The organism is Streptomyces sp. NPDC001507 (assembly GCF_042894765.1).
Classification (GTDB): Bacteria; Actinomycetota; Actinomycetes; order Streptomycetales; family Streptomycetaceae; genus Streptomyces.
The window spans coordinates 12,968-29,931 of record NZ_JBIAVV010000023.1; the positions used below are offsets into that span (position 1 = coordinate 12,968).

Genomic DNA, 16,964 nt, shown 5'->3' on the forward strand with positions numbered 1-16,964 from the left:
GGTCATCGTGCCGGTCAGGGTCACGCCGATGAGGATGCGGTGTGTCCTGGTGAGCCTTAATGCCGGGCTGTCGCGCCTCACCGTTGGCCAACCTCAGTGGTGCTGGTGTGGGGTGGTGGGTTGTTCAGGAGGTGGTGGATGAGCTGGGAGGTTTCGGTCTCCAGTGAGCAGTCCAGTGTGTGGTTGATCTGTTGGATGCGGGAGATTGCTGTGTGGAGTCCTTGCCGGTTGCCGGCTGTGTGTTCGATGCGGAGCCAGTCGCGGTAGAGGAGTTCTGCTGTGTCGTCGATGTCGAGGCCGGTCGCGATGGCGCGGCGGGCCGCGGTGAGGTCGTGGTGCGGGCCGGGGGGTGTGCGGTGGGTGGCCACGGTGTGTGCGACGTCGGTGATGCGGGTGATCATGTCCTGCACGTACGGTTCGGCCCAGGGGAGCGGTTTGCCTCCGAAGGGGCGGCCGCGGACCAGGGCGAGTGCCTTCTCCAGGTCGGTGAGACCGGGGGGCCCGAGCGGCAGGGCGTGTTCGGTGAGTTGCAGGAAGCGTGTCCAGTCGCAGCGCACTGCGGGGGCGAGCCGGTAGGGGTCTTCTCCGGAGCTGCGGCGCGGCACGTAGGGGTTGCCGGCCGTGTCGTTGCCCAGGGACCGGCGCAGGCCCTGGATCCGGGCGTTGAGGGTGCTCGTCGACCAGGGGCTTGCGGGATCCATGTCGTGGCACAGTGCGTCTGCGCTGCGGCCCGGCCGGAAGAACAGCAGGGCGGCGAGCTGGGCCATCCTTGGGCCGTGGCCGGTGTTGTCGACGCCGGTCACTTCGAGGGGGCCCAGCACCCTGATCTCCGGGGCATGCAGATCATGCGCCTCGCCCTCTGCCCCGTTGGATGGTGCGCCGCCGGTGACGGCAGCGTCCGCGCCGTCTTCGGTGCCCTGGCGGCTCTCGGCGCGCGGGGCCGCCGGCACTGCGGGGGCCGGGTCATGCTCCTTCTCGGTCTGCGGTGCCGGCGCCGTGGTGGGCAGGAGACGCAGCCCCGACGGATCGGTGGTGGCGGCGAGCAGGGCGGGGAAGACCTCGCCGCTCATGTCTGCTGCTGTCGCTGTGGGGGCAGGTGCGGTCGTCTCGGGTTCGGCGGCTGCCGCAGGTGCGAGGGGTTGCACGGTGCCGGGCTCGTCCGGGACGTCTTGCCACGGGCCATCGGCCGGGTGGGCCGGCTGCGCGGACACTCGTAGCGCCGTGGTGATCTGAAGGTAGGCGGCGTGCTCCAGGCGCTGCACGGTGATCTCGGTGCCGGCGGCGTCGAGATGCTGGGGTTGGCTGACCGAGGCGTTGAGGATCTCCGCGTCCGGGAAGTGCGCGGCTGCCGTGCTCGCCGGTGCGATGAGGGTGACGGGTACGGTGGGGGATTTGTCGATGACGTCGGCGAGCTTCCACGCGGTGTCCGGGTCCAGGGCCGACGCGCACAGCACCAGGTAGGGCTGATGGCTGGTCTCGGGCATCTGGTGTGCTTCCAGGAGGCGTTCGCTCAGGTCGCGGAGCGCGTGCGGGGCCTGCCGCATGTGGGCGATCCGCGCGGTGGGCAGTAGTTGCGGCAGGTCCTTCCCGAACCCCACCGTCACGACCTCGGCTTGGCCGGCCCAGGGGCTCATGGCGAGTTCGAGGGCGAGTGAGGTGCACACCTCGGTGATGTGGAGCGGGTTGCCGTCCAGCAGCAGGGCGGGCACCTGGGCGAGGTTGAGCAGCAGCAGGTCACCCGCCCGCGTGCTGCCGATCGTGGCCAGGCCCGGGTAGGGAGCCGGTACGTCGCGGGCGGTGTCCTCGTCCAGGAGGACGGCGCCGGATCCCAGGACCCACCATCCGTCGTCCCCGGAGACGAAGGGTGCCGGCGGCTCCTGGGCCGAGTCCTCGGGCAGGACCTCGACGCTCCGCGCGCCGATCCGTGCGGCCCGCAGCGCGGGCAGGACCGCCACCTGGTCCGGGGGGAGGTGGTGGGCGAGGGTCCGCAGGGCTGCGTCCAGCCGGGCGGCTGCGCCGGGTTCGGCGGCCGCCGCAAGGGTGGCCTCGGCGGGAGAGGTCTGCGAGGCGATCGCGATCCTCTCGCCGGGCCGGCGGCGGCGGCGCTGCAGTGTGCGTCGCAGGGCGAGCGCACCGGTGGCAGCGGCGGCCAGGAGAGCACCGGCGCCGAGAACGGTGCGTAAGTCCAGCGGGCCGTCGGCCGGTGCCGGTACCGGCGGCGGTGCGACCGTGGGGGAGGCCGCAGAGCCCGATGCCGACGCCGACGCCGACGCCGACGCCGGCGCCGAGGCCGGCGGTGAGGCGGGCGCGGAGGCGCCGCTGCTGGGCTGCGGCGTCGCGGTCGCCGTCTCCGAGGGAGAGCCCTGTTCCTGCCCGGGCTGCTGGGCGGGCGGGCTGCTGGGCACGCTGGGAGCCGGCGACGTGGGAGCGGTGGTGTGGCTTGGCGTGGGAGTCTGCTCGCCCCCACCGCTCGGCGCCTGCTCGCTGTCTGGTTGCTGGGTGCTCGGGGGAGCGGTCTCCCGGCTGTGGCTGCTGTTTCCCTTTTGGGAGCCTGTGGTGCGGGGCGTGTTGCGGGGCGGCTTGGTCCGGTCGGGCTGAGTACCGGGTACGGTGACCTGCTGCCCTGGATAGATCATGTCCGGGTCGGTGATCTGGGGGAGGCCGTGCGGCTGTGGTCTGCCCTTGCTGGCGTCGAACAGCTCCGGCCAGGCGCTGCCGTCGCCGAGTTCCTCCTGCGCGATTTTCGAGAGGTAGTCGCCGGGGTGGACGGTGACGGCGTGCTCGCTTCCCTCGTCGGCGGCCGCGGACTGTCCGCCGAACTGGGTGCGCGCCCCTGGCGCCGTCCCCGCGCTGTCGGGCATCTGTAGCTGCCAGCCGGGCTGGAGGAAGCTGTTCGCGCGGAAGGTTGTGCCGTCGGGCATGACGCGGCCTTCGTTCAGGTCGGCGATCTCTCGCCACCGCTCGCCGTTGCCCAGTTCGTGTTCGGCGATGCCCCACAGGCTCTGCGCGGGCCGGGTCTCGCGCACCGTGTACACCGGTCGCGACGTCGACGCCTTCGCGTTGGACGGCGAGGCTTGCCCGGCCTGAGCGGTCACGGAAGCCTGGGCTGGTGTGTGGCCGGGAATGAGGGCTGCGGAGGTGGCCGGCGCGGCCTGGGCGGGTGAGGCGAGGGCCGAACTGGCGGGCAGCAGTACGAGGATGCTGCCGATCAGCAGGGCGGCCGCGCGCTGACCGGCGCCAAGGCCGCGCGGGGCGTGCCAGGTTAGGCCGCGCAGCTGAGCGGCCAGCTCGCGCACGGTGCAGAACGCGAACTGCGCCCATCCGATCCAGCCCACCGCGACGAGTAGCAGCAGGAACGCCGCGCCGGTGTCCTGCCGGTCGAGCAGGTGCGTGGCGTCGTCGTGGGCGGCCGCCCAGAGGATGGGGGTGACCCGGGCGAGCAGCAGCGGCAGTCCGGCGATCGTGCAGGCCAGTACCAGCAGACTCAAAACGGCCTTGAGGATCCGGGCCACAGTGCGGGTCGCCGCCGTAGCGGGGGAGGGGGTGGTGCGCATCAGTTTCCTTCGGGAGCGGTGACGCCGTGCAGGAGGGTGGCCTTGCCGTGCCCGGTCACTGACAACGAGCCGATCCCGACTGCCGACAGGAACTTCGTGGCGTACGAGCCGGTGACCGTGACGGTGAGGGTCTTGCCGTCGCCGGAGACGCTGACCGTGCCGGTGGCGCCGGCGGAGCGCAGGTAGGACTGGGCGGCGGCGGAAGCGGCCTGCGGGTCGACGACGATCGCCTTCCCGCTGATGGCGTCGGCGGGATCGATGGCCTGCCCGCCGGCCCGGGCGGCTTCGCCGGCGATGTAGTCGGCGCGTTCGGTGGCACGCATCGTGCTGCCGCCGTCGACGGCGACGCCGATGATCCCGATCAGAGCGACGACGCAGATGGCGACAAAAACAGTGACACCGCCCGTGTCGTCCAGCCGCGCCCGGCGCAGCCCGAGCTGACGGAAGATCATCAGTCACCTCGCTGCCGGTACTGGTCCACCACCGAGGTCGCCGTCGAGGTCAGCGTCTTCGCCCCGGGCACGCCGGGAAGCAGGAGGTCGGACAGATCGACCGTGCAGACCACGGTCGCGGTGACCGTGCCGATCTGCCCCACCGGCACGCTGAGTCCGCTCGTGTTGATGCTGACCCTGCTCGACGCGCACGTGATGCCCTGATCGGTGAGGGATTCGGCAGCCGCCGCCCGGGCGGCGCTCTGGGCGGCTGCCGCCGTGCGGTGGATGGAGGCCTCCCGGGCCGCGTCCTCGGCCGCAGCGTCGATCTTCGCGCCGGAGGTGACGATCCTGCCGCCCGCGAGGGCCATACACAGGAACATGATCAATGCCGGGAGGACGATCGCCGCTTCGACGGCGGCGCTGCCCTTGTCGCTGCGCAGTCTGCGTGCCAGGCGGGCCACTGATCGCATGTGCTTCACCCCCCGGGGACGGTCCAGCGTTCTGCCGGGCCGGACGCCGACTGCGTGATCGTGAGGCCGGGAACGCCCGGGATCATCGACAGGGCCGTGCCGGACACCTGGACGTGCACCCGCTGCCCGGTACTGCTCGCGGCGACGCTGTATCCGCGCAGGCTGTCGCCCGCGGTGCGGCCCAGCACGTTCCGTGCCTGGGCGGCGCCGTCGGCGGGGCCCGCCTGGTAGGCACGCGCGGCGGTCAGGCCTTCGCGGGCAGCGGTCAGGGCGATCTGCCGTGCGTAGTACCACAGGGAGGCCTGGATGACGGCGATGGTGGCGAGCAGTACGAACGGGAACACGATCGCCATCTGGATGGACGTGTCCCCGCGGTCCTCTCGCCAGCGCCGCCCCTGCCACCAGTTCGTCAGCCGTGCCGGTGGTGTCATCACAGGCTGCTGAGCTTGCCGTTGTACTTGGCGATGACCACGGCGATGGTCCCGGCGATCAGGACGGCGCCGGTGACGGCGGCCACCCAGATGATGACGGTCGTGGTGGAGATGTCGCCACGGTCCGGCCGGCGGGCGGCCTCCTCCAGGCCCTCCTTGAGACGCGTGGTCACGCTGAGGACCGCGCCGTTGGCGCGCGCCCAGATGGGCGCGCCCCGGCCGCCACGCCCCGGCCCGTGGGATGCGCTGGCCGGGACGGTGCGCGCGGACGTGGTCGTCCGGATCACAGCACGGCGGGTGCGGGCTGCAGTGTGCTTCATGTTCCTTACCTCTCTTAAGCGTTGGACGAGCCGGGGGTGGGGGTCAGACGGTCAGCATGCGGATCACCGCGGGGAAGGCCATCAGCAGCATCACCAGCACCGCGAGAAGGGCTCCGGGAGCGGTCATCTTTTCGCTGGCCGCATTCGCCTCGGCGGCCTGGTCAGCGAGGAGTTCGGCGTTGAGGGCGGTGGTCCGGGCCCGCAGCGCCTTGTAGACGGCGGCGCCGTCGGTGGCGCTGCCGCGCATGATGTCGGCGACGTCGTCCAGGACGGGCAGCTGATATTCGGCGGCCAGCTCGGTGAGCGCCTGGTACGGGGGGATCTTCTCCAGCCGGGCTCGGCGCAGCGCGCCCTGCAGATACAGGAAGGGCCAGCCCTCGCCGACTGCGGCGGCCTTCTCCAGGGCCTCGGCGGGGCCGGCGTCGGCGGCCCGCTTGAGTGCGACCAGGTCGAGGTAGGCGGACAGCGCGTGCGCGAATTCCTCCCGCGCCCGCTTGGCCTGGTCCCGCACGGCAAGATCCGGGGTGATGAACAGCAGCGCGGCGACGATGAGTCCGACGATGCCGGGCACGTAGAACGGCAGGCCCACGCCCGCGACGATCCACGGAATCGTCGCGATCACCGGGCAGAGCAGGCCCAGGGCTGCGAGCGCGGTCTTCTTGAGCATGAACTGGCCCGCCCCCTGCCCCAGCAGGGCCAGGTCGGTGGTCGGGACCCGCACGCCCGGCAGACGTTCGAGCCGGGCCAGCAGCCAGCGCCCCCACACCTCGTCGCGGTCCAGTTCCGGCTCGGGCATCGTCAGCGACGCCGGAGCGCTCCGCTTGAGGGCCGGGCCCAACGCGGGCTGCGGCTGCAGGAGTTCCCGGATCAGCAGCGCGACGCCGGCGCCGACCGTACCGCCGGTGAGTACCACGGGGATCAGGTTCACGGGGTGGCTCCTTCCGGCTCCCGGGCGGCGATCGGCAGGTCCGGCTCCAGCGCGGGGGCGGGCAGCCGGACGGCGCTGGCCGGGTCGGTGACCAGGAAGCGGGGGATGCGGCGGAAGTGGCCGAGCTGCCGCATCAGGGCGAGCACGCCGACGAAGGCGGCCGTCAGGAAGGCCAGCACGAGCTGGCCGAGGAGGGTGGAGTACGGCTTCGTGTAGCTGGGCACGAAGAAGCCCGCGACCACCACTGCGACGGTGATGATGGTCATCCACCGCACCGTCGTCCGCGGTTTGGCCCGGTCGGCCTCGATGGCGCGTTTCCTGGCGACCTCCTCGCGCACCGTGTTCGACAGGTCCTCCAGCGCCTGAGCCAGCCCCGGGCCGCGGTCGCCCACCGCCAGGATGAGCGCGGCGGTCACCTTGTCCGCGGTGACGTCGTCCAGTTCGTCGGCGAACGCACGGAGCGCCCCCTCGGGGCGCCACCCCAGACGCAGCCGGTCGGACAGGGTGACGATCTGCGGGGCCAGCGCGTCCGGTGCCCCCTGACGGCTGGTGATCATCGCCTGCTCCAGGCCCATACCGAGGCGCAGCAGACCGGCCAGCCGCTGCGTCCACTCGCTCAGGCCCTCCAGCTGCCCGATCCGCTCCTTGGCCATCTGCGCGGGCGTGATCAGCCACGGCACCCCGACGACGGCCGCGCCGAGCAGGGCACCGCCGACGAAGTTCCCCGAGACGAGCCACACGACCACGAAGACCACGACGGCCGCGACGATGAGGGTCCGCCGGCGCAGCCGGGCGTCTTCGCCCTGGGGCTGCGGCCCGTGCAGGGCCGCCCGCCAGCGCCGGCGCAGCGGCTCTGGGCGCGGCGCCGTGGTGCCCACGAGACCCGCGATGACGCCGATCAGCCCGCCGACCACGGCCATGCCGCTGAGCAGTGCGAACAGCAGGATCATCGGCTCACCCCCACCTTCAGCGGCAGCGGCGCCGGCCAGGCCCCGTACGGCTGCTGGAGCAGCGACGAGTCGAAGCCGACGCGCCGCAGGTCATCGATACATCCCGGGTCCATGCGGGGCACCGCCCGCACCTCGTCGAACTCGAGGCCGGGGGAGAAGATCTCGTTGGTGGCGGGCCGGCCGTTCTCGCCGATCCCGGTGAGCTCCAGGACGTGGGAGACGTAGCGGTGGCGGCGGCCGCCGATCTGCGTCTCATCGGTCATGTCGACGTAAACGATCATGTCGAGGCCGTTGGCGGTCTGCCGGTAGGCGAGCTGCTCGGAGAGGTTCTCCTGGGCGAGCGCGTACAGCTCGGCGATCCGGTCGAAGATGATGTCCGGGCGCCGGGCGTGGATCGTGCACAGGTTGCCGCCCGACCCGTTCGTCAAAGCCTGCATCATCGCGACCACCTCGGGGCCGCGGACCTCGCCGACCACGATCCGCTCCAGCGACATCCGCAGCGCCGGATGCATCAGGTCCAGCAGGGTGACCTCGCCGGCGCCGCGGCCGGTGGCGTCCTTCTCCCCGTTGGACTCCCGCCCGATCAGGGACACGACCTGCCGGTGGTAGCCGTTGGCGTGGGCGAACAGTTCGTCCTCGGTCTGGATGGTCGCGAACCGCGTCTCCGGGTCGAACTCCTTGAGCATCGCCCGCAGCAGGGTGGTCTTCCCGGCCTTCTGCTTGCCCGCGATCATGATGTTCTTCTCGGCGCGGACGGCCGCGCCGAGAAACTCCCGCAGGATCGGGTCGATCGTGCCCAGCCGGACCAGGTCGTCGAGATCCGCGTGGGAGACCCGGTGGCGGCGGATGACCGCGTAGGTCATCGGCCCGAGCCCGGTGATGGCCTGGAGACGGGAGCCGTCCGGCAAGGACAGCGCGAGGGTGGGGCTCGCGGTGGAGATGGTGCGCTCGCTGTGCCCGGAACCCCTGGCCAACTCCCGCAGCAGCTCAAGGAGTTCCTCTTCGGAGTCGGCGATCGCAGGGACCTGGCGGCGTTCGCCGTCACCGAAGTCGAGCCACACCTCGCGCGGCCCCTGGATGATGATGTCCTCGACCCGGTCGTCGTCCAGGTACGGCTGGAGCCGGCCGGCCCGAAAGAGCAGGTCGTACACGGCGCGGCGCAGGGCCTCGTCCTGCTGCGGGGGCATCGCCGCGGCGTCCGACCACAGCGCGACGGCCTCGGCGATCCAGTTCAGGCAGCGCTGCTCTTCGCTGGCCCGGTCCATCCCGGGCTGGGACTTCAGGAGTTCCTCACGCTGCTTGGCGACCTGGGACGCGATCTCACGGGCCGCCCGGTGGTCGACGGTGACCTGCGGCGCCGCCGTCCCGAGGACGCGGGTGCTTGCAGCGGCACCGGCAGGCGCGGGCGTGCCGTTGGCCTGGGGCAGCGGTGCCACCGTCGGGTCGGGGTGCAGGGGCCTAGCGTGCACGGGTCACCTCTTCGTCTGCGGCGTGCGGGCCACGCGGATCGAGGCGGGCCCGGCGCAGCGCGGCCCGCTGGACCAGCGCGGTACTGCCGGCGCGAGCGGCCTTCATCAGCGGCGACCTGGTGAAATGACGCGGCTGTTCCACGCCGTCGGACAGCACACGGGCGTCCTTCGGCGCGTACGGCAGCGTGGCCACCACGGGCACCTGCAGCACGCGCTGTACTTCGCCCGCGGGATACGGACCTTCGCTGATCATCAGCACGCCGACGTCACCGACGCGTTCCTCCAGCGCACGCACCCGGCTCTCCGCCGCCTGCAGACAGCGCAGGGTGTTGCGGACCACCACGAACGTGGCGTCGGCCTGCTCGGCCAGCACCCCCGACGGTCCGTACGCTCCGCGCCGGCCGAGGTCGATCAGGACGTCGTGACCATGGTCCGCCTCGATACCGCGGAACATCTGCGCCAGCATCTTCCACACCTGACCCAGGCTCGCCGACTGCGCGGGATCGGTGAGGCCGGGCAGCAGCAGCCGGTCATGCGGGGACTCCCTCTGCCCGTCGTCACTGCTCAGGTCGATCAACTGCCGCCAGAAGGCCTCGCCGAACTCGTTCTTGCGCGCGGCAACGCTGAGGTTGCGCAGGCCGTACCGGTCGCCGAGCGTGCCCTGCAGCAGGCCGTGCAGCACGGCTCCGCCGTCCGGGTCACACTCGGCCAGGATCATCCGCCGCCCCGCCTCCAGCGGCCACGACAGCAACAGAGCGAGGGCACTCGTGGTCACACCAGGTGCCCCGCTGCACCCGGCGAGCGCGATCACAGCCATCAGCTGCCGTCCGGAGCAGCGAGGACCAGGCGCAGAGTGCCGGCCGACTCCCACGCGGCGGCCGTCGGGCCCTCGGCGGCGGCCGTGGCCACGTCGACGACCACGATGCCCGTACCGGGAGCGGCACCGGACGCCTTCACGACCCGACCGCCGATGGTCTGCGGCAGCACGTCGGACGTCTTGCCGGTATCCGTATCCGTCGTTCCCTGAGCAGGGACGTGTACCAGCTGCACCCTCTGGCCCGGCACCAGAGCAGTGGCCGGGATCTCCTTGGGCTCCAGGCCGATCGGCACCAGCTGCTCACCTGCCTTGACCAGCGCGTCCTTCGTCACCTGTGAGGCCGCAAGCAAGGTGCCGGGCTTGAGCTCTACAGCGGCCCGTTTGCCCACCACCGATTTGAGGTCGTCGGTGCGGACCGCCTTGACGGCGGGGTCCAGGGCGACGGACGCCCTGCCGAGGTCGTTCTCGGTGAGCACCTGACCGACCTGGACGTCGCGGACCACAGTCACCACGTCGGTGCGATCGCCGACCTGGAGCAGTAGAACGGCAACTCCAGCGCCTCCGGCAGCGATCAGAGCGAGTGACAGGGCGATGACGCCCGGTCGTCGCCTGCGCGCCGAAACACGAGGCGGCGTCACTGGGCCGGCCACGCGTCCCTGCGAGGGCACTCCCAATGGCATGTCTACCTTCGTCTTGCTCAACGCTTGGATCCTTCCGGTCCTCGCGGCCTGCTATCGGACGACCTGCACTTCACCGACGGCCACTTGCTCCTGGGTCTGCCTGACCTCTGTGAACTGGCCTGTCTCGCCACCCCCGGTCACCTGCCAGTTCACCGACCAGGTGGCGGTTGCGGTTACGGCGTATTTCGCACCGGGTGACGCCGCCGACGCCGTCGCGTACATGTGGCCGCACGTCGGGGAAGTCTGCTTGCCGTACGACGCCGCGTACGGTGTGCCGGGCCCCTGGCAGGTCACGGTGTTGCCGTCGCCCATCGTCCAGTCGATCTTGCTTACCTTGGCGGTGGCGGTGACCGTCACGCCTGCGAGCGTGGCGGAAGCGGAGTTCGGCCCGTACGTGGTCGGGCTCTGAGTGACCCACATCCACATGGGCATGCCGACCACGTAGCGTCCTGTGGGCTTCGGGCTGGCGATGGCGGGCCCCGTGAGCAGCATGCGGTCGACGGCCTCACGGGCCAGCTGCTCCGGATCGACGGTCGTGGTGGGCGCGTTGGCGGACCAGAAGACCTGCTGGTCTCCGGGAGCGAGTATGAAGCCGCCGGTTGCCGCCGGCTTACTGATGAGGCACACCCGGGCGTAGATCGCGCCGTCTCCGCGCTTGTGCCCTTGCCAGACCGGGTCGCCGGCTGGAGGTTGCGGGTCGAGCCGTTGTACGACACATTTCTGCGGCCGAGACTTCTGCTTCCCGCTGCCCGTCTTACCGTTGGAGGACTGGCTCGTGTCGCTGCCTGGCGATGCCGGCTCTTGACGGCAAACAGTGACGAAAGAGCTCGCTCCCGCGCAGTCGCCGCCGATGACCGGGTCGTCACCGGCGAAGGCCGGTAACGCTGCGGAGGCGAGCAGCGTGGCGATCATGCTCGTGACGGTTGCTAACGCTGAACGTCTCAGCATGAGCGAGATCCGTCTGGTGTCAGGTCCGTGATCATCCACTGCTCCCCCCACTTCTCCGCTGTCGCTGTTGCCACGTATCGCAGGCGCTGATTCGAAGGAAATGCCTGGACCTTGCCGGTCTTCTTGTTCACGGTCCGCCACTTGGAGATGTCCAGGCAGTCCTGAAGACGCGCCGTGGGTACCTTCGCCGTAAGCGACAGGGTGGTCACTGTCACGTCGTGACTCGGGCTGCCTGTCGTAGCAGTTCCAGCCTTTTGCATCACCAGCACGTCACCCATGGCGCGTGTGAGCGCCTTCTTCGTGGCGTACTTCTTCAGATCGGTGCCCGTGATGTCAGCCTGGGCGTAGGCCTTCGTCTGTTCCTGCCAGTAGCGGTTGTACGCAGCCAGCACCGCGGCCTTCTCCGTGGCCTGCGGGGCGTTTGCGGGCGAAGCGGAACTGGCGGGTTTGCTGGTGCTCGTTGACGGCGCCGGGCTGGCGGCTGGGCCATCGTTGCTGCAGGCCGCGAGGGAACTCAGGCCGAGCACCACCAGCAAGGAACTCGCACAGGTGCGGATGCGTACCGTCGTACGCCGCGAGCGGCGCAGTGAAAGGCGTGTCACGTTGTCTCCCCGTACGGCGCGGTGCGATGACCGTGCGTCCAGTTGCAGGTGCGCGGAAAATCCGGGAGAACGGCCGGTTTAGCTGCAGTGATCTGTTTGCGTGACCGTAAGGTTACGCATATGCCAGTCAACTTCCCAGCTTGATATTCGAGTTCACACGTACAACTGAGGACGTATCCGGTCACTTTCGGAACAGGATGTCGACTTGTAGTTCTGTGGCTTCGCTCGTTGCGCCCGCACATCATCAAGGCGCGTTCGCCGGACCGAATGTTGTGGTGTCCCAACTGGTCATAGCTCTGCTTCCTTTCGGTGAGGGGGCGGGAGCCGGTCATGGCGGCGGAGGGCTCGCGCCGGGCAGCGTGAATTCACAGCTGCCCGACCTGCGGCCACACGGTGATGACGTCGCCGTCGAGGGTGACGTGCCGTCCGGGGAAGCGGTCGCGCACCGCGCGCAGGTCGGCGAGGTCGAAGTCGCCGATCCCGTGGACCACGCACGCGGTCCCGACGTACGAGACGTCCCACGTCCGGGTGGGCCATCCGGCTTCGACGATCGTTACCATGGTGCGAACCTGGCCAGCAGGGTGCGACATGCGAAGTCCCCTAACATCAGTGCACAGCAGGGAGTTTCCGAGAACCAACCTCGCCGTGCAGTAGTAAACTAGATGTTCGCGTGAGCAAATCTCAAGAGGTTTGTGAGGCAGTTGCAAGGCTGCGACATTCGGGCCCCGGCCAACGGGGAGTCACAGCTCGGTCCATGGCCGCGAACCGCCTCGGGCGAGCGGAACCCAGACGTCAGCGGTGGGCCCCCGCTCCTCGAGGTCCTCCAGGACGGCCGCGCCCATCGGCACCTGTCGGGCCAGCGTGCCCACGAGGGGATGCTCCGCCACCATGGCCTGCAGGTCGCTGATCCGGTTGCCCAGGACGTACCGGGAAGCCCCGGTCAGCACGAACAACACCCTTGGAAACACCGGATACCAGCGCAGCCACACCGCCCCAGCAGCCGCGGGCTGCCGCGACCGCGGCCGGCCGACGGGCTGCGGCTCGTACGACCACAGCCGCGCATACTCGATCAGCTTGGAAGCTAGCCGCTCACTGCCCATCGTCGCCCGGTCGACCTCGACGAACGCCCGCAGCTTGGTGCGCTCATTGCCCTCCAGGAGCGTGTAGTGCATCACCGCGTCCGTAATGATCCGCTCGCCGTCGCCGAGCGGGTGGGCGACCTCCGGGGTCCAGTCCAGGTGGCCGTGCTCGTCGCCGCGGCGGCGCGCGTCGGTGACGAACGCGAGATGGCTGCGGACCACGGTCAAGGTGTGCGGAGTCTTCAGCGACGCAGCCGTCGCCGAACTGATCGGGTACGCGGGGCGTCCCCGCAGGGCGGGGAAGTCCTTGATCAGCCGGGCGCCCTCGCTGGTGAGGTACCAGGCGCGGGACCGGTTGGAGGCTGGCAGCACGGTGTAGTCCACCAGGCCGTCGCGGCGCAGCTTGTTCAGCGGTGCGGAGACGGTCTGCCGCGCCGCGCCGGGGCGCAGCAACTCGTGGAGCTGGTGGGTGGTCGCCATCCGGTGCTGGCCGAGCAGGGTCAGGAGCTGATGCGGCAGCGGCTCGAGCGGGCTTGGTGTACGCACGGACGGCACGGTCTCGAAGGCGGTGGTCACTTGTAGTTCCTCTTCTTCAGGCGGACGGCTGGCTGAGCGGCGGAGGTGAGCTGGGCGAGGAAGTCGCTCACCTGGGTGAGCTGGTTCTCGGCCTGGTCTGTGAGCTGGTCCAGTGGGGCGGCGCCAGCCGTGGCCCGGGCGGCGCGCTCCAGCGCCCCGACGTGGCCGGGGCGGGCGTAGTCGGCAAAGACGTCGTCCAGGTGAGGGCCGGTGATCCGCACGGGACCGACGCGACGGCCGGAAACGGTCAGCGACATGTAGTGCTCGAACCGGTCCAGTGCGGCGACGACATCCGGGCTGGGACGGTCGCCCCACTCCGCAGTGATCGGCGAGACCGCGGACTGCGAGCCCGCGGTGGACGCCAGGGTGGAGGCGTTCTGCACCAGCGACAGCCGCACCGGGATGGGAAGGCGGGCCAGCAGCTGGGTCATGCCGTGGACGTGGACTTTGTACTTGCGGAAGTCTTCGAACATCGCGGCGATCGTCTCCGGGGCCGCGCCGGTCAGGGTGATCAGCTCGTCGAAGTACGGGCGGAACGGCACCCGCTGGCTTTCCGGGGTGTCTCTCCTCGAGCGCACTGCCCGCAGCAGATCCCGGGCGAGCAGCGCGGTGATCAGCCGGTCGGTGGGCCCGTTCCCGCCCGGGCACACCCACACGATCATCCGTGAGTCCATCGCGGCCCGGATGTTGTAGATGCCGGCCGGCTGCCCGAGGAAGGCCCGGGTGACGGGGTTCGCGGCCAGGCGGGCGATGGGGTTGAGGACGACGGCGAACGCGTCGGTGGGCAGCGTCGGGAACACCGTCCGCCACCACGAGAGGGTCTCTTCGTCCAGGCGACCCTCGACCGTTTTGAGTGCCGTCGTACGGAACACCGGGTCGGTGAGGAGGGACCGGAGGTGAAAGACGGTGGCCTGGTCCTCCGGCCGCCCGGCCTGGCATGCGGTCTCGTTGACGGCCACCAGCACCGCCAGAGAGGCGGTGAGGATGGTGAGCGCGCGGGGAGCGGTGGCGTCGTCCCAGCCGAGCACGGACGCGTAGGCGTCGGCGGTCGCCTCGACGACCTCGTGGGCCATCTGGCCCTGGTGCATGCCGATCGGGTTCCAGCAGCCGAGCTGCGGAGCAGGCCCGGCCGCGTTGAGGTCGATCAGGGCGATCCGCTGCATCAGGTGGTCATGGGCGAGGAACGGCAGGGCGCGCGGCCAGGAGTCGCGGTGCGGGTCGACGAACAGGAGGCCGCCGCCGGAGTGGGCCCAGCCGATCGCCTGGGCGAGCGCGCGTTCCGTTTTGCCCCCGCCCGCCTTGCCCACTCCGACCTCGAACAGCGTCTCTCGCGCGTAGGTGGCGACCAGGCGGCGGCGGCCGTCCGGGCCGCGATAGATGCCCTGCAGCAACAGCTCCGGATTCCCGTGCTCGAACGACGGCAGGTCGCCGGCGAGCAGGGGAAGACGACAGTGCATCGTGGGTGGCTTGAGCAGGCCCGTCAGCTCGTCCAACCGGACCCAGTTCGTACGGGGTGGCTGGCAGTGCCCCAGATTCCACCGGCGTTCGAAGCCGCGCCGGCTGGGCCAACGGTCCGCCCCGAACCGCCACGGGCCCACTCTCCAGCCCCGCATCGCCCACCGCGAGCCGCCGCCGAACACATCGAGCGCGGCCTGCAGCTGCGCCAACCGGGCCTGCGCGCGGCCCTCGGTGTTGGACGCGCACATCACCAGCAGCTGCACCCGGACCAGGTGATCGTCCTCGGCGAGCTTGCCCAGCGCCTCCTCGGGGTCCACCCGGCGCGGGACCGGCGGCATCACCAGTCGGCGCCCACCCCCGCCCTGTTTCCCGGCGACCAGCTGCTGCAGTTGCCAGGTCAGCGAGTCCTCGATGCCGGTGGCGTCCTGCCGCACCCAGCGGGTGGCCCGCTGGGCCTCCCGCCGCTCCGCACGGCGCGCATTGCTCATCAATTGCAGACGACGCGCCCGCAGCGCCCACTTGGGGGCCCGCTGGATGTCGAGCCGGATCTCGGCGAGATCCCCCAGCTCGGCCCGCAGGTCCGAGACGGCATCGATCAGCGGCTGCAACGGGTCCGGGCTCAGCGGAACCTCGCGCAGGGGTGCGGTCGGCGTGCCGCGCAGGATGAACTCCGCCCGCACCACGTGGTCACGGGGCTTGTCGACGAGAGGCCGGGACCGGTTCACGGTGACGGCCGGACCGAACGGAGTGATCGAAAGCAGGCGTTCGCCGCCGGCCGGGCCTTCGATGCGATAGCGCAGCGGGCTTGAGCCGTCGGCGCGCAGCCGGATCTGCACCGCCTTTGACCGGCGCGGGGCCCACCACGGCATGCTCGTCGAGGCCCGGGCGAGCTGAACACCCCGCCGGAAGATCTCTTCCAGACCCGGGTCGAAGTGCCGCGACGGTACGAGCTCCAGCGCCATCCGTTCAGCCGAGGCTTTCCGCGCCAGATGGCGCACCACCGCCTCGCTCGCGGCCCAGACCGCCACGGCGGCCAAGGCCATCACCCACCAGTAGGCGATCACCCAGCCTGCGGCGTGCACGATGCCCAAGACGAGGCCGAGTACCTGGCCGGATGCCGATACGGAGGCCTGGTTGGTCAGGTACGGGGTTGCGGAGTCCACGTTGATGCTCCCTTCTTCGAAGTGGTGCGGGTGAAGTGCCAGTCGGCGATGCGGAGATCAGTGAAGGTGCCGCCGCGGTCCGTGCCGGCCCACACCAGGTGGACCACCGCCTTGCCTGGGCCGCCGTCGCGGCGGGCGATCGCCGCTTGGATACGAAACCGGGTCGCGGAGAACGCCGGGACGACCACCTGGCCCGTATCCGGGAAGAGCTCGGGCCACTGGGCGCGGCCGACTCCGGTGGCGTCCGCGCGCAGCAGCGCTCGCCCGGCGGTAAGCAGTTCACGCTCGTCGGCAGCGGGAAGGTCGGCAGGCCAGGCCCCCTCCAGGGAGCGCTGGACGGACTGGTCGCCGGCCACCCCCTCGCCGTGCGGCGGCAGAGGCGACGGAGCGACGGCTGGCGGCGACGCGGTGCCCGGCTCGGAGGGCAGCGTGCGGACGGACGGCCGTACGACCACGGGGGCTGCGGAAACCGGCGACGAACGCGGCGCTGACGATGCGGTCGACGACACGACCGCGGCCGGTGTTCCCTGATCGTGCGGCACGCCCAGCAGAGCGACGCCGGCAATGACGAGTACGACGGTGCTCAACACGAGCAGACGCGGTGAACGCGGGGGAGTGGTCACAGCAGCCGTGCTCCCCCCGCGTAGCCCGACATCGTGCTGATCGAGTCCAGGCGGACGACGGTGCCCGGACGGGCGGCGTTGATCATCCGACCGTTCCCCGCATAGATCCCGACGTGATAGATGGTGGAGTCGCGTCCGGGGGCGTAGGCGAAAAAGACAAGGTCACCCGCTTTGAGGACACCTGTGCCGAGGCTGGAGGGGATCCGCTGCCCGACACTGGCCTGCGCGGCGGCGGTCCGGGGCAGCTGGATGCCGGCCTGGGCGTAGGCGTACAGGGCCAGCCCCGAGCAGTCGAAGCCCTTGTTGGCAGTGCCGCTCTTCCCGCTGGGGGAGCAGCAGATCCCGTACGAGGGGCCTTTCGCGGTGCTGATGGCCTGCGGGGGAGTGTCAGTTGTGCATCGTCATCTGCGTGTCAGTGGCGCAGGCTCGGTGACCTGGTGGTTGCTGCTGACGGGTGGTGCC

General features: G+C 70.6%; 16 protein-coding genes and 1 pseudogene. All 17 read right to left on the reverse strand.

The genetic code is table 11. The features are described 5' to 3' along the window. Positions 1-77 precede the first annotated feature (77 nt). Entirely contained in the window at positions 78-3,554 is a 3,477-nt protein-coding gene (locus ACFY0K_RS44530) for a hypothetical protein (protein WP_390644746.1), read from the reverse strand. After that, positions 3,554-4,006 (reverse strand): TadE/TadG family type IV pilus assembly protein, encoded by a 453-nt coding sequence (locus ACFY0K_RS44535; protein WP_390644747.1) that lies wholly within the window; start codon positions 4,004-4,006, stop codon positions 3,554-3,556. Before ACFY0K_RS44535 ends, ACFY0K_RS44530 begins: the two co-directional genes overlap by 1 nt. Further along, positions 4,006-4,458, reverse strand: a complete 453-nt coding sequence (locus tag ACFY0K_RS44540; protein ID WP_390644748.1) for a TadE/TadG family type IV pilus assembly protein — start codon at positions 4,456-4,458, stop codon at positions 4,006-4,008. The genes ACFY0K_RS44535 and ACFY0K_RS44540 overlap by 1 nt, the downstream gene beginning before the upstream one ends. A gap of 5 nt (positions 4,459-4,463) precedes the next feature. Continuing rightward, the gene (locus tag ACFY0K_RS44545) at positions 4,464-4,889 is read right to left on the reverse strand and encodes a TadE/TadG family type IV pilus assembly protein (RefSeq protein WP_390644749.1); all 426 of its coding nucleotides are present in this window, start codon (positions 4,887-4,889) and stop codon (positions 4,464-4,466) included. Next, a complete protein-coding gene (locus ACFY0K_RS44550; RefSeq protein WP_390644762.1) occupies positions 4,889-5,209 on the reverse strand; it encodes a hypothetical protein in 321 nt (106 codons plus the stop codon). The genes ACFY0K_RS44545 and ACFY0K_RS44550 overlap by 1 nt, the downstream gene beginning before the upstream one ends. A 43-nt stretch (positions 5,210-5,252) precedes the next feature. Beyond that, on the reverse strand, positions 5,253-6,137 hold the full coding sequence (locus ACFY0K_RS44555; protein ID WP_390644750.1) for a type II secretion system F family protein: 885 nt from the start codon (positions 6,135-6,137) through the stop codon (positions 5,253-5,255). Beyond that, on the reverse strand, positions 6,134-7,087 hold the full coding sequence (locus tag ACFY0K_RS44560; protein WP_390644751.1) for a type II secretion system F family protein: 954 nt from the start codon (positions 7,085-7,087) through the stop codon (positions 6,134-6,136). Before ACFY0K_RS44560 ends, ACFY0K_RS44555 begins: the two co-directional genes overlap by 4 nt. Then, positions 7,084-8,556: a CpaF family protein gene (locus tag ACFY0K_RS44565; protein WP_390644752.1), complete on the reverse strand. Its 1,473-nt coding sequence runs from the start codon at positions 8,554-8,556 to the stop codon at positions 7,084-7,086. Before ACFY0K_RS44565 ends, ACFY0K_RS44560 begins: the two co-directional genes overlap by 4 nt. Beyond that, complete coding sequence (locus ACFY0K_RS44570) at positions 8,546-9,373, reverse strand: hypothetical protein (RefSeq protein ID WP_390644753.1); 828 nt, start codon at positions 9,371-9,373, stop codon at positions 8,546-8,548. The genes ACFY0K_RS44565 and ACFY0K_RS44570 overlap by 11 nt, the downstream gene beginning before the upstream one ends. Continuing rightward, positions 9,373-9,885, reverse strand: a complete 513-nt coding sequence (locus ACFY0K_RS44575) for an SAF domain-containing protein (RefSeq protein WP_390644754.1) — start codon at positions 9,883-9,885, stop codon at positions 9,373-9,375. The genes ACFY0K_RS44570 and ACFY0K_RS44575 overlap by 1 nt, the downstream gene beginning before the upstream one ends. 219 nt (positions 9,886-10,104) lie before the next feature. Then, positions 10,105-10,965 (reverse strand): ATP/GTP-binding protein, encoded by an 861-nt coding sequence (locus ACFY0K_RS44580; RefSeq protein ID WP_390644755.1) that lies wholly within the window; start codon positions 10,963-10,965, stop codon positions 10,105-10,107. Between the two features lie 29 nt (positions 10,966-10,994). After that, positions 10,995-11,603 carry a hypothetical protein gene (locus ACFY0K_RS44585; RefSeq protein WP_390644756.1) on the reverse strand — a complete coding sequence of 203 codons (609 nt, stop codon included), beginning with the start codon at positions 11,601-11,603 and terminating at the stop codon, positions 10,995-10,997. A gap of 365 nt (positions 11,604-11,968) precedes the next feature. Further along, entirely contained in the window at positions 11,969-12,163 is a 195-nt protein-coding gene (locus ACFY0K_RS44590; RefSeq protein WP_390644757.1) for a hypothetical protein, read from the reverse strand. Positions 12,164-12,343: 180 nt separating this feature from the next. Then, positions 12,344-13,258, reverse strand: a complete 915-nt coding sequence (locus ACFY0K_RS44595; RefSeq protein WP_390644758.1) for a replication-relaxation family protein — start codon at positions 13,256-13,258, stop codon at positions 12,344-12,346. Further along, complete coding sequence (locus ACFY0K_RS44600) at positions 13,255-15,879, reverse strand: ATP/GTP-binding protein (RefSeq protein ID WP_390644759.1); 2,625 nt, start codon at positions 15,877-15,879, stop codon at positions 13,255-13,257. Before ACFY0K_RS44600 ends, ACFY0K_RS44595 begins: the two co-directional genes overlap by 4 nt. After that, the gene (locus ACFY0K_RS44605) at positions 15,855-16,334 is read right to left on the reverse strand and encodes a hypothetical protein (RefSeq protein ID WP_390644760.1); all 480 of its coding nucleotides are present in this window, start codon (positions 16,332-16,334) and stop codon (positions 15,855-15,857) included. The genes ACFY0K_RS44600 and ACFY0K_RS44605 overlap by 25 nt, the downstream gene beginning before the upstream one ends. Positions 16,335-16,597: 263 nt before the next feature. Further along, a pseudogene (locus ACFY0K_RS44610) lies at positions 16,598-16,873 on the reverse strand (C40 family peptidase); the annotation flags it as partial. Positions 16,874-16,964 lie beyond the last annotated feature (91 nt).

Excerpts from the sequence above, each read along its gene's own strand:
- ACFY0K_RS44530 (WP_390644746.1), bottom strand. The coding sequence starts at position 3,554 with ATGCGCACCACCCCCTCCCCCGCTACGGCGGCGACCCGCACTGTGGCC.
- ACFY0K_RS44535 (WP_390644747.1), bottom strand. The coding sequence starts at position 4,006 with ATGATCTTCCGTCAGCTCGGGCTGCGCCGGGCGCGGCTGGACGACACG.
- ACFY0K_RS44540 (WP_390644748.1), bottom strand. The coding sequence starts at position 4,458 with ATGCGATCAGTGGCCCGCCTGGCACGCAGACTGCGCAGCGACAAGGGC.
- ACFY0K_RS44545 (WP_390644749.1), bottom strand. The coding sequence starts at position 4,889 with ATGACACCACCGGCACGGCTGACGAACTGGTGGCAGGGGCGGCGCTGG.
- ACFY0K_RS44550 (WP_390644762.1), bottom strand. The coding sequence starts at position 5,209 with ATGAAGCACACTGCAGCCCGCACCCGCCGTGCTGTGATCCGGACGACC.
- ACFY0K_RS44560 (WP_390644751.1), bottom strand. The coding sequence starts at position 7,087 with ATGATCCTGCTGTTCGCACTGCTCAGCGGCATGGCCGTGGTCGGCGGG.
- ACFY0K_RS44570 (WP_390644753.1), bottom strand. The coding sequence starts at position 9,373 with ATGGCTGTGATCGCGCTCGCCGGGTGCAGCGGGGCACCTGGTGTGACC.
- ACFY0K_RS44580 (WP_390644755.1), bottom strand. The coding sequence starts at position 10,965 with ATGATCGCCACGCTGCTCGCCTCCGCAGCGTTACCGGCCTTCGCCGGT.
- ACFY0K_RS44590 (WP_390644757.1), bottom strand. The coding sequence starts at position 12,163 with ATGGTAACGATCGTCGAAGCCGGATGGCCCACCCGGACGTGGGACGTC.